The 13,705-nt window shown below is 42.5% G+C and carries 14 protein-coding genes; 3 read left to right on the forward strand and 11 right to left on the reverse strand.

From position 1 onward, the window contains the following. Positions 1 to 215: 215 nt before the first annotated feature. The gene (locus tag PUQ00_RS02390) at positions 216 to 1,829 is read left to right on the forward strand and encodes an iron uptake porin (protein WP_300412783.1); all 1,614 of its coding nucleotides are present in this window, start codon (positions 216 to 218) and stop codon (positions 1,827 to 1,829) included. A 135-nt stretch (positions 1,830 to 1,964) separates the two neighbouring features. Here the strand turns inward: PUQ00_RS02390 and PUQ00_RS02395 are convergent, their stop codons facing one another. Beyond that, positions 1,965 to 2,201, reverse strand: coding sequence for a 2Fe-2S iron-sulfur cluster-binding protein (locus tag PUQ00_RS02395; protein ID WP_069073076.1), 237 nt, complete (start codon positions 2,199 to 2,201; stop codon positions 1,965 to 1,967). 117 nt (positions 2,202 to 2,318) lie between these two features. After that, on the reverse strand, positions 2,319 to 3,803 hold the full coding sequence (cobQ, locus tag PUQ00_RS02400) for a cobyric acid synthase CobQ (RefSeq protein WP_300412787.1): 1,485 nt from the start codon (positions 3,801 to 3,803) through the stop codon (positions 2,319 to 2,321). A gap of 89 nt (positions 3,804 to 3,892) precedes the next feature. Here cobQ and PUQ00_RS02405 point away from each other — a divergent pair, with 89 nt between their 5' ends. Beyond that, positions 3,893 to 4,036 carry a hypothetical protein gene (locus PUQ00_RS02405; RefSeq protein WP_300412789.1) on the forward strand — a complete coding sequence of 48 codons (144 nt, stop codon included), beginning with the start codon at positions 3,893 to 3,895 and terminating at the stop codon, positions 4,034 to 4,036. A gap of 79 nt (positions 4,037 to 4,115) precedes the next feature. Here PUQ00_RS02405 and PUQ00_RS02410 read toward each other — a convergent pair whose 3' ends face one another. Then, positions 4,116 to 4,520: an Npun_F0494 family protein gene (locus PUQ00_RS02410; protein ID WP_300412791.1), complete on the reverse strand. Its 405-nt coding sequence runs from the start codon at positions 4,518 to 4,520 to the stop codon at positions 4,116 to 4,118. A 204-nt stretch (positions 4,521 to 4,724) separates the two neighbouring features. Between PUQ00_RS02410 and PUQ00_RS02415 the strand changes: the two genes are divergently transcribed. Further along, positions 4,725 to 5,162 (forward strand): peroxiredoxin, encoded by a 438-nt coding sequence (locus PUQ00_RS02415; protein WP_300412793.1) that lies wholly within the window; start codon positions 4,725 to 4,727, stop codon positions 5,160 to 5,162. A gap of 77 nt (positions 5,163 to 5,239) precedes the next feature. On the opposite strand, the gene PUQ00_RS02420 is transcribed toward PUQ00_RS02415, so the two are convergent. The 8 genes from PUQ00_RS02420 to PUQ00_RS02455 all read right to left on the reverse strand — a co-directional run bounded on the left by PUQ00_RS02420 (position 5,240) and on the right by PUQ00_RS02455 (position 12,975). Continuing rightward, positions 5,240 to 5,644, reverse strand: a complete 405-nt coding sequence (locus PUQ00_RS02420) for a hypothetical protein (protein ID WP_300412795.1) — start codon at positions 5,642 to 5,644, stop codon at positions 5,240 to 5,242. 33 nt (positions 5,645 to 5,677) lie between these two features. Then, positions 5,678 to 6,565: an ABC transporter permease gene (locus tag PUQ00_RS02425; protein WP_300412796.1), complete on the reverse strand. Its 888-nt coding sequence runs from the start codon at positions 6,563 to 6,565 to the stop codon at positions 5,678 to 5,680. Next, positions 6,549 to 6,713 carry a histidine kinase gene (locus PUQ00_RS02430; RefSeq protein ID WP_300412798.1) on the reverse strand — a complete coding sequence of 55 codons (165 nt, stop codon included), beginning with the start codon at positions 6,711 to 6,713 and terminating at the stop codon, positions 6,549 to 6,551. Before PUQ00_RS02430 ends, PUQ00_RS02425 begins: the two co-directional genes overlap by 17 nt. A 4-nt stretch (positions 6,714 to 6,717) precedes the next feature. Next, entirely contained in the window at positions 6,718 to 7,737 is a 1,020-nt protein-coding gene (locus PUQ00_RS02435; protein WP_300412800.1) for an ABC transporter ATP-binding protein, read from the reverse strand. Positions 7,738 to 7,978: 241 nt separating this feature from the next. After that, positions 7,979 to 8,482: a DUF2059 domain-containing protein gene (locus PUQ00_RS02440; protein ID WP_300412802.1), complete on the reverse strand. Its 504-nt coding sequence runs from the start codon at positions 8,480 to 8,482 to the stop codon at positions 7,979 to 7,981. A gap of 106 nt (positions 8,483 to 8,588) precedes the next feature. After that, entirely contained in the window at positions 8,589 to 10,061 is a 1,473-nt protein-coding gene (locus tag PUQ00_RS02445) for an aminotransferase class I/II-fold pyridoxal phosphate-dependent enzyme (protein ID WP_300412804.1), read from the reverse strand. Between the two features lie 672 nt (positions 10,062 to 10,733). Then, positions 10,734 to 11,114 (reverse strand): hypothetical protein, encoded by a 381-nt coding sequence (locus PUQ00_RS02450; protein WP_300412806.1) that lies wholly within the window; start codon positions 11,112 to 11,114, stop codon positions 10,734 to 10,736. 778 nt (positions 11,115 to 11,892) lie between these two features. Further along, the gene (locus tag PUQ00_RS02455; RefSeq protein WP_300412808.1) at positions 11,893 to 12,975 is read right to left on the reverse strand and encodes a peptidoglycan-binding domain-containing protein; all 1,083 of its coding nucleotides are present in this window, start codon (positions 12,973 to 12,975) and stop codon (positions 11,893 to 11,895) included. Positions 12,976 to 13,705 lie beyond the last annotated feature (730 nt).

Genomic DNA, 13,705 nt, shown 5'->3' on the forward strand with positions numbered 1-13,705 from the left:
GCTGATTAGCTGATAATCTAATACAGTTCAGTTAAGGGTTTCTTCCTTCTCTTCCTTTGCGTTCTTTGCGTCCTTAGCGGTTCGTTAAAAAATTAACTTCGACAAAGAATTAAGCCTTAACTCAAGCGTATTAGCTCATAATCTCGAAGCTTTTGTTCGACTGCAATCTCTTTAGTTACAAAGTCAAAATTCAACCATTTTCAAATAATAAGCCAATGCTAAAAATTATTTTTCATAGTTTTTTCATCTTCTTTTTGGCAATTCCAGCAGTTTGGGCAGCACCTCCTGAAGATGATTCTAATGCAGCAGATGCTAATAGGAATTTGCAGGGACAAGTCAATTCTGTTTCCCAGTTTTCCGATATTAAACCGAGTGATTGGGCATTCCAAGCACTGCAATCGCTAGTGGAACGTTATGGCTGTATTGCAGGTTATCCTGATGCAACCTATCGCGGCAACCGTGCTTTGAGTCGTTATGAGTTTGCAGCTGGTTTAAATGCCTGCTTAGACCGGATTAATGAATTAATTGCTGCGGGTACTAATGATTTAGTCAAGAAAGAAGATTTGGCAGTGCTGCAAAATTTGCAAACAGAGTTTGCAGCAGAATTGACAACTCTGCGTGGGCGGGTGGATACGCTGGAAGCACATACAGCAACGCTGGAGGGGCAGCAATTTTCCACCACTACCAGGCTGAATGCTCAAATTATTACCGCCATTAGTGATACCTTTGGTAATAGAGTCGGTGGAAATCGCGATGAATCCCGTATCTACTTTGCAAATCGCGGTCGTCTCAACTTTGAGAGCAGCTTCACCGGCAAAGATTTGTTGCGAGTCCGGCTGGAGTTTGGCAACTTTACGAATTCCAATGGCTCAAGCCAAATTGCCGCAGCCACAGGCACAGGGATGACACGCCTGAACTTCGATTATGACAGCAACGATACACTTTTTGTTCCCCACATCCGTTACTACTTCCCAGTCGGTGATTCTCTTAACTTCGTTGTTGGGCCCACAGGCATTGGTTACACCGATATTTCAACCACCGTCACTCCCGCCACAATCGCTGACGACGGCAATGGGGTTCTCTCACTTTTTGGGTCATACAGTCCCTTATTCCGGCGAGGTGGCGGCGGTGCAGCCGCTAACTGGAACATTAGCAAAGACTTGATTCTCACCTTGGGCTATTTAGCAAGCAGTCCCAATGTCCCATCGGCTAGCAACGGCTTGTTTGATGGCGGTTACAACGCCCTGGCGCACTTAGCTTATTATGGTAAGCAAGGAGCCATTGGTGTGGCCTACTCTCATGGCTATAGCCCTGCTGGAGTAGTCGATATCGCTGCTGGGACGGGTAGTGCGCTGTCAAACGCTCCCTTTGGCAACAACATTGCTACTTCCAACGATATTGTCGGCGCACAGGGATTCTATCGCTTTTCCCCGAATTTCCAAATCCACGCTTGGGGTGGATATATCTGGGCAAATGCCAAGAACTCTGGTTTGAGTGATATTTCCAATGGCAGAGGTGGGACAGATTCTGTATTTGTGAACAGTGGTGACAATGCCAATGTCTGGTTTGGGGCGATTGGGATGTCGTTTCCAGATGTCGGGGGTAGGGGTAACTTGCCGGGAATTCTCTTTGGTATACCGCCGCGTGTCTCTAACAGTGATGTTCGTCAAGACCGAGACAACGCTTATCATATCGAAGCATTCTATCGCTACCGACTAAATGATAATATCTCAGTGACTCCTGGTTTTTGGGTGATTCTCAACCCGGAAAACGACAGCAGAAATGATACGCAGTATGTGGGTGTGATTCGCACAACCTTTGATTTTTGAAGAAGAAGTCAGAATTCAGAATTCAGAATTCAGAAGTCAGAAGTCAGAATTCAGAAGTCAGAATTCAGAATTCAGAATTCAGAATCAATACTTCGGCATACTTCGACTGCGCTCAGTACAAGAGGCTCAGTAACTTTACCAAGTTGGGTCACTAAACAAATTAATCGTCAATTCTTCGCGTGGCGGTACTGCGGTGATACAAGCGCGGATGATCTCTCCATCCTCTAATTCGACGGTGCAAGCGTGACAAGACCCCATGAGACAACCTGTGGGAATAAATACCCCAGCCCGGTCTGCTACATCTAACAGGGCTTCTCCCACCTCAGCATCTACTGTGACATCATCTGGTAAAAAGCGGACACGAACAATCATCAATATTACGCATTTAATTTAATATTGTCATTTGTCAGTTGTCAGTTGTCCTTTGCAAATGACTAATAACAAATGACAGTTGGAACGAAAAAATGTGCGATTTTTAAGCACTTTAGCTTAAGACAAAAACTGAGTTAAGTCTAAATGGCTTTCAACTTCAGTGGCTAGGGAGTCTAAAATCTGCTCTCGCTGTTCCCGGTAGTTAGCAACACCTGTGGGCAAAGATTTTAAACCTCGCTGTTGACGGAGGCGATTTAACCAAGCCCGTCGCCAAGGCCCATTGTCAAAAAGTCCGTGCAGGTAACTTCCCCACACCGATTGGCAACTATCTACTAACCCTAAATTAATATCGTCAAATAGGGCATGGTAGGATTGGGGATCTATGCCTTGCTGTTCAATGCGCGATCGCCCTTGGTGGATTTCAAAGCCATTGACTGGCAAGCCCTGTTGCGGAAAATTTGAGGTAACTTGGCGCTGGCGGGCAATTTTTTGTCCTGTAATTACAGTTCTAATTGGTAAAAGATTTAACCCCTGAAATCTGCCAGCTTGTCCCTCTATCCCTTCTGGATCAGCGATGATTTGACCGAGCATTTGATAGCCGCCGCAGATACCTAAAACTGTGCCACCGGAGGCAGCATAGTGTTGGATAGCTTCTGCCATACCGCTTTTTTGCAGCAGTAGCAAATCAGAAATTGTGGTCTTTGTACCAGGGATAATCACGGCATCAGGATGTCCCAAATCTTGCTTAGGGCTGAGGTATCTCACTGAAACTGAGCTTTCTGATTCCAGTGGGTCAAAGTCGGTGAAGTTGGCAATTCTGGGTAAGCGGATGACGGCAATGTTGAGATCAGTTTGGGGTTTATTAGCCGACGATTGACGTTCTAGCAGGTCAAGGGAGTCTTCTGCGGGAAAGACATCTTGTAAGTAAGGTATAACACCGATAACGGGGATACCTGTACGTTCTTCTAACCATTTTATTCCCGGATCTAGGAGCGATCGCTGTCCTCGAAACTTGTTAATTACTACACCCTTAATTAAGGCGCGTTCATCTGGTTCTAATAACTCTAAAGTTCCAACGACATGGGCAAAAGCACCACCTCGATCAATATCAACTACTAACATCGTTGGTGCATTTAAATATTTTGCTACCCGCATATTAGTTAAGTCGCGGTGTTTGAGGTTAATCTCTGCTGGACTACCAGCACCTTCACAAACTACCAAGTCAAATTCTGTTGCTAAATGCTGTAGGGATTCTTCAATTGTCCGCCACCCCAGTTCAAAATATTGCTCGTAGTAATCTGAGGCACTGACTTTGCCTACAGACCTACCTTTGATAATTACTTGGGAAGTCATATCCCCTTGGGGTTTAAGTAAAATTGGGTTCATTTCTACCCAAGGTACTACTCCCGCAGCCCAAGCTTGCACTGCTTGGGCATAGCCAATTTCTCCACCACTGGCAGTGACATAAGCATTTAAAGCCATGTTTTGACCTTTAAAGGGAGCCACTCGCCAGCCACGCCGCGACAAAATGCGACAAATAGCTGTAGTTAAAAGTGATTTCCCTGCATGGGATGTTGTCCCCACCACCATAATTGATTTCATAGTCGCTATTAGTTAGTTTTTCCAGATACAGGGTGAATTTTTAGGAGCAAATAACAGGGGAGCAAGGGAAGATGAGGGAGATGAAGGAGATGAACTATACACGATGCCCAATACTTCTCTACGAGAGGCTGCGCCAACGACAAAGCTCAGTACAAGTGCCTAATACTTCAACAAAGCTCAGTACAAGTGCCCAATACTCAGCATCACAAATTTCAGTCAAATGGTTATGGTAAAGACTTCATGAATAGATGTGATGTTTCCGTATATATTGTTCCCTTTGATTGCCTAATCCTAACTCTTTAGTTTTTTATTCTAAAAAGGTATCCGTAACCAACGAATCACAGCATCGGATAAATGATCGCGCCATGAAGGAGTCCGCCAATTTTTTCCCTGATATTGTTCCACCAACTGCCGTCCCAAGGGAGTGAGGCGATAACTATCTGTAATTCCCTGACCATCGACTTCTCGGCGTAATATACCCACTTGGATCAGCCAGCCCAAGGCGTTGTCACACGCTAATTCTGATAAAGGGCGTTTAGTATAGCCCTGCTTGAGTCCATTTTCCAGAGCGATCGCACTCAATGAGACACTCTGGTGTCCCATGACTTCAAATAATGATAGATTAAAGGGCGAACACATTAGCGATCGCTCGGCTCTTTCTACTGTGCTCCGAGGATAGACAAAAATATTTGGGTTTTGGGAATCAACAGTAGCCATTGTGTATCGGGAGAAATTTTTCTTATAAAGATTAATTTCAGAATATATTTTTTCTTGTAACAGTTACCTGATTTAACCAAAATTAGTTATCTCAAGTATAGTTAACGCGATGTGCAACTTATTTTTAGAACCATAAATTAATAAATTAATGTAATAATGTAAAATTTCAAGTGCATCAACAATCTCAAACAGGAAAGGTTAATTATGTCTCTAGCAGTTGGTACGGATGCACCTGCATTTACCGCCAAAGATACAAACGGCAACACAGTCTCGTTATCTGATTTTGCCGGTAAGACGCTCGTTTTGTATTTTTACCCCAAAGATGACACGCCAGGCTGCACCAAACAAGCGTGTAGTTTTCGAGATGCTCAGTCTCAATATCAAGGTAAAGATATTGTCATCTTGGGAGTAAGTGCAGATGATGAAGTCTCCCATCAGGCATTCACCCAAAAATATAATTTGAATTTTCCCCTACTGGCTGACAGCGACAAATCTCTCATCAAAGCTTTTGATGTGGATGGCGGCGGTTATGCCAAGCGCGTTACCTACGTAATCGACCCCAAGGGCAAAATTACCCATGTTGACAGTGCTGTAAATACTACCACCCATGCTAGCGATCTTTTAGCTTCACTTGGGCTGTAGTTTTTTACCTGATAACTAAAGATTTTTTAAATAGTCTGAACCCCAAAGCCTAGAGGCTTGGGGTTCTTTGTTTGAATTCAGTTACCTAATGGTGGTGTAATTGATTGTGGTGTACGTGGTGTAAGTGATGGTAGTGTAAGCCCTGGCGAACCAGGAGTTGCTTGTTGCTGACCTGGAATTAGTTTTTGTTGCCTTGCTTTAAAGGCTGCTGCTGCTGAGTCTAGTTCTTGGTTCTGTTGGTCAGAATTCCAGTTGAGAGTTCCGAAATTCGCCCGATGAATCAGGTCAAACATGTTGAAATTGTCTGAGTTGGAACGGGAGAAGGGATCGGTATTTTGGTCTGTTGTACTATTACTGGGAAAAGCATCTGATGGATTACTGATTTGAGCCGAACTCGGTTGAGCCATCAGCAAGGAAGCAAAGCTAATTCCTGCTACGGTAGTTACAAAGAGTCTAGTAATTTGTAAAAATGGTTTTTTCATGGTATTTTGACCCTAAAATTACTCTATTTTATCTTAAGCAAGAGTTCGACGCAGTTGGGGTTGAATACTCAGTAAGGCGACAAGGGCAAAGCTAAACAATACCAGCAAGGCTCCCCCAAAGGTAACATTACCCCAAGGAGCCTGCATCACTACACTACTTAATCCCCAACTATTGTGGAGATATAGATAGCGAATTGGTTCGATCGCATAGCTGAGAGGATTCAGGGTAGCCACAACCTGCAACCACTGAGGCATGAAGGATAGAGGAGCTAAAGCAGTACTAGCAAACAACAATGGCAGGTTAGTCACGAAAATCACTGCAATTAATTCAATGTGTCCGGGTAGAGTAAAAGCTAAACCGAGGGAGATGGCTGTTACACCCAAAGCTAATAGCAAAACAATTAGAGCGATCGCACCCAACCCAGCTGCATCTGGTAGCCCAGCACCCAAGAACGCCGCCGCTACTACAATTACTGCTGCTTGCAGCAAACTTTGGCTAATAATGAAGATTGCCGAAGCAAAAACAATGGAAAACCGCGATGCTAAGGGTGCTACGAGTAAACGATTCAAAAAGCCGAACTCGCGGTCAAACATTACGGGCAAACCAGCATTCAGCGCCCCAGCAAAGGCTGTAAACACGATTATACCGGCAGCCAAAAATTGCCCGTAATTTGTTGTATTGCCAAATATACCTTTGGGAGCATTTTGGAACAAAGCACCAAATAGGACTAACCACATCACTGGTTGAATAATTCCGGCAATCAAAGATGAGGGACGGCGTTGCAACTGAATAAACAAGCGACGAGTTAAAGCCAACGTCTCTTGTACCAATTCACCGAAAAAGTTAGGTGCAGTATTAGCGTCAACTTGTGGTAATACTGCCGGCTGCCAATTTAGATCAGATTTAGGAGTAACACTCATAGGAATTTTGGATTAATTGGGCATTGGGCATTGGGCATTGGGCATTGGGCATTGGGCATTGGGCATTGGGTATTGGGCATTGGGCATTAATTATTTTCCTTTGCTCCTCTGCTCCTCTGCTCCTCTGCTCCTCTGCCCCATGCGCCATGCCCCTATCTCATATTCTGCTTTTTCTCAGCCTTAGGATCGCGGATGCCAACGGCTGCGAGTTCTGCATCTAATAAGGTGCGTCCTGTAGCGGCGAGATAAACGTCATCGAGGCTGGGGCGAGATTGGGCGATACCAAAAATTGGCAAGCCAGCAGTATTCAGCGCTTGCTGTATGTTAATCAGAACATCATTCTGAGGTGTCACCACCAAGTTGAGCGAATTACCTTGAGCGCTGTTGATGATCACTTCTTGCACAAACGGCAACGGTTGCAAGAGGTTTTTAGCTTTTTCGGCTTCCTCAGTCGGGGAAAACTCGCGGATTCGCAAGGTGATGCGATCGCCGCCGACTTGATCTTTCAACTGTGAAGGTGTACCACTTGCAATCACAACGCCGCGATCAATAATTGCCACGCGATCGGCTAGAGCGTCAATCTCTTCTAAGTAATGGCTGGTAATTACTACCGTCGTCCCAGAGGCGCGTAATTTTCGCAGGAATTCCCATACCACAAAACGAGTTTCTATGTCAAGTCCCACAGTTGGTTCATCCAATACCAAAACATCCGGTGCATGGAGCAACCCAGCAGCTAAGTCTAGGCGCTTGCGTAAACCGCCAGAGTAGGTTCCTGTCTTTTTATTAGCGTATTCTTGCAAACCGAGTAAATCTAATACCGTCTCAATGCGCTGTTTGGCGATCGCGCCTGGGAGGTGATAAAGTGCTGCTTGTAATTGCAGTAGTTCTTTTCCAGTCAACACCTTATCGATAGCGACTTCCTGAGCTACATAGCCTAGTCGTTGTCTTGCCACTCTCGGATTATCTAACACAGAGATGCCAGATATTTCGATTTTGCCAGCATCCGGTGTGGTAAGTGTACACAAGGCACGCAAGGTAGTAGTTTTCCCAGCACCGTTGGGGCCCAATAAACCAAAGATTTCTCCTGATTCTACCTGAAAGGAAACATCTTGGACGGCGACCACTGTACCATAGCGTTTTTGCAGATTTTGAATTAAAACGGCGGGAGCCATGACAGCTTATCCCCTACTATACAAATCTCAACAAAGTCTATCTTTATTGTAGAAGGTGGAGAGCAAAGTTGATCTGGGTTTAAAGTTGCTTTATCAAGCAATTCAACAATAGGTACAGCATGAGCAGAAGAGCAAAAAAATCTTTCTCCTTTGCCCCTTTGCTGCTTATTGACAGGATTGGTAATTGAGCTGAACCTAAAAATTACCTATTCCTAAATTAAATTTAACATCATACACTGGTTCATTGACTAGGGCGGATATATCCTTCGGCTTCCAATTTTTTTAAGGCTCTTTGGGCTGCTGCTCTTCCATATCTTTTCCCAACATCATAAGATTCCTGATAAAGTTGGGGAAGAACAGTAATTGTTTTTTGTCCTACAGGTGTCTGATAAAATGTCAAAAGTTGTTTAATTTCTTCATTACTAAAATATTTATTATAAATAGGAATAATCTCATTTACAATATCATCTGATTTGATTTCAACAGCAAAATTATCCCAAAACTTTTGAGGTACTTGAGGATAATTGGACTTGAAATCATTTAATAATTGAGTGATGATCTGTCGAGAAAGATTTTTCACACCAGTTATCTCAAACAATTTCTTGATATTATTAGTTTTTTCTATTTCTTGAGCGTTACTACTTGGTGCAATAGTATTAGTTGGACTTTGAGCAAAAGCGGCTCTATTGAAGCTCGTTACTAAGGAAAGTACAATTGCTGCTAAGAAGAAAAAATTTATCTTCATTGATTTAAATTTATTTTTAATAGAAGATTATTTAGGTAAGTTTGACAAACGAGGAATCATTATAAGCAATGGACTCAAATTATTAACCTTAAATTTACCATAGAAGTCATTCTTTTACTACCTTTAGGGTGCGTAAACTACTATCAGCACAACCACTGATCAATCCTCCCATCGCCTGGATTTGTTGCAGATAGTCAAGAACGGGTTTAGTGATCACTTCTCCCGGCATTAACACGGGAATTCCTGGGGGATACGGACAGACGATTTCGGCACAGATGCGTTCGCTTGTTTGTGCTACAGGCAATGTTTCACTAACAGCAAAAAAGGCTTCACGGGGGGAAAAATGTAAAGGATGACTCACTTTACTTACAAAATTTTGCCAGATATTGTTGTTAACAGTAAAGTTGCTTCGGCGATATTCTTTGGCAAGGGTGGTAAAACCTTGTACTAATTGCTCAATATCGGCTGGGGTGTTGCCCAAACTAATGATAAAGGTGAGATGTTGCAGTGAGGCGAATTCAGCAGTGACAGCAAATTTCTCATCCAGAATTTCATCTGCTTCAAATCCGGTTAAGCCTAAACCAGAAACAGTGACAGTTAGCCGCGTTTTATCTAAAGCCACAAAGCCGGGAAATCCCTGCAACCGAGGCATTTCCAAAACTGATAATCCCGGAATTTGGCCGATTCTGGTTCTAGCTTCGTCAGCAAGTTGTAAAGTGCGAGACATCAGAATTTTGCCGTGGAGTGCCATTTGCTGACGCGCTGCATCTAAAGAAGCTAAAAGTAAATAACTAGGACTGGTAGACTGTAAAAGTTGCAAAGCTTTACTGATGCGATCGCCATCTATCCTGTTACCTTGAATGTGCAGCATCGATGCTTGTGTCATTGCACCGAGTACTTTGTGGATCGATTGTACAGTTAAATCGGCATCTGCGGCTAAAGCTGGAGTGGGGAATTCTGGATGAAAGCTAAAGTGTGCGCCGTGTGCTTCATCTACGAGTAGAGGGATATTATATTGATGGGTAATGTTGGCGATCGCATTCAAATTTCCACAAACACCGTAATATGTGGGGTAAACTGTGAACACGGCCTTCGCGTCGGGATGCTGTTGGAGTGCAGATTCTACAGTATTGGGCGTGATGCTGTGGGCAATATCTAAAACTGGATCATATTCAGGATTAAGAAAAATGGGTATTGCACCGGAGAAAATTAAACCAGCGATCGCAGAAGAATGCACATTCCGAGGCAAAATGATTTTATCGCCGGTACCACAGGTAGCAAGAATTGCTGCTTCAACACCACAGGTAGAACCATTCACAAGAAACCATGTTTGCGAAGCCCCAAATACCTCAGCCGCTAGCTGTTGTGCTTTTTGAATAACGCCTTGGGGTGCAAAGAGATTATCTAAATCTGCTAATTCGGTTAAATCAGCCCGAAAGACAGCTTTGCCAAGTAAATCAGTCAAGGGTTGAGAAATTCCCTCACCTTGTTTATGTCCTGGGGTGTAAAAAGGCGCATGGGATCTTGCTGCATTAACTTTTAAGGCATCTAATAAAGGTGTTTGGTTTTGATTAAGCATTTTTGGAGAAAAAACCGCAGAGTCGCGGAGGACACAGAAGAAGAGATTTGTTAGGGATTTCCAACAAATAAATTACTACTACTTGTGGGGTGGGCGAGATGCCATTGGTGTCAATTTAAGAAAATTAGAGTCTTGATTCTTTTGAAAAGCACTCTTGCCAGAGTTATTACAACTCACAATCAACATAGAGCAAAAAACTAATGTAAGTAAGTCCGCAAGAAAATTTCCATACTTGTAAACAAATATAAATTAACGCACCCGACAATTTAATTTTCTTAATATAGTTACAATGATTCACATTTACTTATTTAGCCTCTCTTTTATAGCAATCCTAAATTATTCGTGAAAAGTTAGATCCCCGACTTCTTAAAGAAGTCCGGGATCTGGAAACTGCGAATTTTCATAAATCAGATAGGATTGCTATATTACTTTAGTAAGTGAAAAAGCGGGAGAAAACTATGCCGCTTCTGGCAATAACACCCTCGACGGTGGCGCTGGAAAAACAATTTTGTGGTTGTTTAACCGTGATTAAGGCTCTGCGATCATTCTAAGTATGGGTTGCGAGGTGCTATTCTAAGCACGTCGCATTCGATTGCTCAAGAAAAGCAAGTTATTTATTTCGACATGGTAATTAAAAAAAATATCTAAAACTAGGCTCTACTATATTTAGAGTTATCCCTTTCTTGAAACTGTTAGTAAAGTCTGCTGTTCAAGCCGAGTTTGTAAATCTACAATCAGATTCTCTCCACTTCGTCGAGCTTCCCATAACCCAGAATATTGAAAACCTATATTCCACTTTCCTTGCATATAATCTTCATTTTCTGAAACTATGCCTATATATGTGACTGACGCAGGTGAGGTGACTAAATAGCGCTTAGTAAAGCTGATACTACGCCCAATTACCTCGCCACTAACAGTCGCTTCTCCTAAATAGTTGTCGTCTAGAATAGAACCACTTAAAGTATTCCCACTCTGAACAAAAGCTGCTTCAAATCGATTAGGCATTTCATCTTGCCAGTAAGTTCCTAACCAATTACCGTTTATATCTGCCATATTATTCTCTAATAAGTTTTTTCTATTTATATCTGCCACTAAAGTTTGCACCAGTCAACCCCTTCCCTACGGGACGCTACGCGAATGAGGAATTAAAAATTAACATTCCCATAAATAAATTTACTCTTCTTGAAGTCAGGATGCCGTATTTCTCTCTACGAGATGCCAAGGGCGAACGTGCTGCGAGTCTCGAAATACATTTTTCCTTCTTTTCCATAAATAGACTTATCCGGAAATGAGAACTTTATTTGGCTGAAACCTAGCTCTGGAGAGGGTTTTAGAGGTTCCTGTTTTATATAAGCTAAAAAGCCAGCTATGTAAGGGTTTCAGCTATTTTGAGGTTTATTTGTGGATAAGTCTAATGAATTCAGCGCAAAGTCTGAGCGGAGGTTTCCGACGCTCGCGGACTCGCTAACGCTGCGCTATCCGTTGGCACAGCCCGCCGCAGGCATCAGAACTTTGTAAGAGAGGAGCTTGTATCATTTTTTAATTTTTAATTGGAGCGTTCGCTTTTGGCGTCTTGTAGAGAAGCCACTGTAAAATCTTTACCTTTGCTTGGAGGCAATGCCAAGAAAACGCATCAGTAATACTATTCATTGAAAGCGGCAGGAAACTCCATCCCCTCCCTACGGGACGCTGCGCGAACGTGGGTGGAGAGGGATAGTCGCCCCAACCCTTGGGGCATAGGGCATGGGCCAAACAGGTAACTTCTTCCCCATGCCCTATGCCCCATTCCCCATGCCCAAAAACTCTATCCCCTTGTGGGTGGAGTTTTTCATCAATGTCCATCACTAGACCAGTGAGGACGATCGCTAGATAATTTGATTACACCGTAAGAACGGCCTACCTGCCATAAAGTAGAATTTTCATAACTCGTTCGTGGCTCACTAATACTGATAATAGTTCCACTAGCGTTTTTGATATTTAAAGTTCCTGACCAAGTAATTTCCCAATCAATTGCTAATCCTTGGGTATGACGAGAGGTAAGAACAGGTCGAAAAGCAATATTATAAGCAGACACCATTTCTTTAGCAGCAAGGACAGAGATAGCTTCCGTATAATGCACCCAATTAATATCTACATTCGGCATGGAAGGAACATCTTTAGCAGTAATTTCATAATTACTGATACGGAAAGCATGGTGCATTAAATAAGCTCTTTCTGGAGAACGTAATACTGAAGCAATACTGATAGTAGCTCCGGCATTTTGTAAGGCTCCCTCAAAAGCTTGTACTTTTTGACGGAAGGGAGAAGCCAAATCATCGATTAAGTCGCTGTTTGGGAAAAATGTAACCCAGTCCTTTCCACTAAGTCGTTGTCTTAATCTTTTTGCGTATTCGGTTATGTTGTCTAAAGCCAGATCCAAATCAGTGCCTAGCTTGGTTTTTGTTGCATTAGAAAGCTGTTGAGCTAACTCGGCTCGAAAATTAATGTCTCTTTTTTTATAAGTTTCGCTTAGTCCCCTTATACTGTTGAGTCCAAAGTCTCCATCAACTGTTAAGGGAGGGTTCAATCGAGCGATCGCAGTTAAACTTTGTTGTAAGTCTTTGACCTCATTCTCGCCAAAGTTAAGATAAGATAATAGTTTTTTTACGGCATTGGTATAAATAGCAAAATAAATTGCAAAACCTTGCTCTAGTGCTTTTTTATAAGTACTAATATCCACAACTCCTGTCACCGTTAAACTATTACGGCTTTGATATTCACGGGTTGCTTTATCTGTAATATTACCAAAATCACCATCAACGGCGGCAATCGGGAATTTATTATCTAAAAGAAATTTTTGCCAAGCAGTTACAGTCAGTCCCTCAGACTGTTTCTGGAGAGTAGAAAGTTGTAAGGCTTGAAGATTAAAACTCATAGTTTTTATGTAATGACACAATTGTTTTAAGGTAATTACTCTGCCAATATTTGTCGGAGAAATTTAGTTATTGTCTTTGCCAAATTTGAATCTCGTAGTTGATTAAAGCCATTGCGAGTTCAACAAAGGCTGTTTGACAAAACCCACTTTGCATTCTAACACCCCCAGTTATGCTATCTTTTAGCGCCAGTACTCAAAAGAGGAAATAGCGAACAGCTGGCGTTGTTCGGGGCAGTAAAGCCAATCCTATCTCCTTGAATCCATCATCTGTACCACCTATGCCTCGGCGTAATTTACTGCCGTAACCATAATGCTTCATAAGCTGTTACACATTTAACTTGCATAATTAGGGCAGCAAGATGCCCACCCCACAAGAGTTATATAAATTTTAGATATGTAAACTAGATGTGGTTTAGCTTAGACATCTCCAGAAATTAAATATGCGTTATCTAGAACCCTTGTAGAGACGCGAAATTTCGCGTCTCTACATTCTTTTTCGGAGATATCTAATAGACTTATCCGGAAATGAGAACTTTATTTGGCTGAAACCTAGCTCTGGAGAGGGTTTTAGAGGTTCCTGTTTTATATAAGCTAAAAAGCCAGCTATGCAAGGGTTTCAGCTATTTTGAGGTTTATTTGTGGATAAGTCTATTGGGCATTGGGCATTGGGCATTGGGCATTGGGCATTGGGCATTGGGCATTGGGCAATTCAATTTTAGATTTTGGTGAA

This window comes from Nostoc sp. S13 (genome assembly GCF_029379315.1).
In the GTDB taxonomy this organism is placed as follows: Bacteria; Cyanobacteriota; Cyanobacteriia; order Cyanobacteriales; family Nostocaceae; genus Nostoc.

What these genes read in the sequence shown, in the direction of transcription:
- PUQ00_RS02390 (WP_300412783.1), top strand. Translation starts at nt 216, where the DNA reads ATGCTAAAAATTATTTTTCATAGTTTTTTCATCTTCTTTTTGGCAATT.
- PUQ00_RS02395 (WP_069073076.1), bottom strand. Translation starts at nt 2,201, where the DNA reads ATGATTGTTCGTGTCCGCTTTTTACCAGATGATGTCACAGTAGATGCT.
- cobQ (WP_300412787.1), bottom strand. Translation starts at nt 3,803, where the DNA reads ATGAAATCAATTATGGTGGTGGGGACAACATCCCATGCAGGGAAATCA.
- PUQ00_RS02405 (WP_300412789.1), top strand. Translation starts at nt 3,893, where the DNA reads ATGAACTATACACGATGCCCAATACTTCTCTACGAGAGGCTGCGCCAA.
- PUQ00_RS02410 (WP_300412791.1), bottom strand. Translation starts at nt 4,520, where the DNA reads ATGGCTACTGTTGATTCCCAAAACCCAAATATTTTTGTCTATCCTCGG.
- PUQ00_RS02415 (WP_300412793.1), top strand. Translation starts at nt 4,725, where the DNA reads ATGTCTCTAGCAGTTGGTACGGATGCACCTGCATTTACCGCCAAAGAT.
- PUQ00_RS02420 (WP_300412795.1), bottom strand. Translation starts at nt 5,644, where the DNA reads ATGAAAAAACCATTTTTACAAATTACTAGACTCTTTGTAACTACCGTA.
- PUQ00_RS02425 (WP_300412796.1), bottom strand. Translation starts at nt 6,565, where the DNA reads ATGAGTGTTACTCCTAAATCTGATCTAAATTGGCAGCCGGCAGTATTA.
- PUQ00_RS02430 (WP_300412798.1), bottom strand. Translation starts at nt 6,713, where the DNA reads ATGGCGCATGGGGCAGAGGAGCAGAGGAGCAGAGGAGCAGAGGAGCAA.
- PUQ00_RS02435 (WP_300412800.1), bottom strand. Translation starts at nt 7,737, where the DNA reads ATGGCTCCCGCCGTTTTAATTCAAAATCTGCAAAAACGCTATGGTACA.
- PUQ00_RS02440 (WP_300412802.1), bottom strand. Translation starts at nt 8,482, where the DNA reads ATGAAGATAAATTTTTTCTTCTTAGCAGCAATTGTACTTTCCTTAGTA.
- PUQ00_RS02445 (WP_300412804.1), bottom strand. Translation starts at nt 10,061, where the DNA reads ATGCTTAATCAAAACCAAACACCTTTATTAGATGCCTTAAAAGTTAAT.
- PUQ00_RS02450 (WP_300412806.1), bottom strand. Translation starts at nt 11,114, where the DNA reads ATGGCAGATATAAACGGTAATTGGTTAGGAACTTACTGGCAAGATGAA.
- PUQ00_RS02455 (WP_300412808.1), bottom strand. Translation starts at nt 12,975, where the DNA reads ATGAGTTTTAATCTTCAAGCCTTACAACTTTCTACTCTCCAGAAACAG.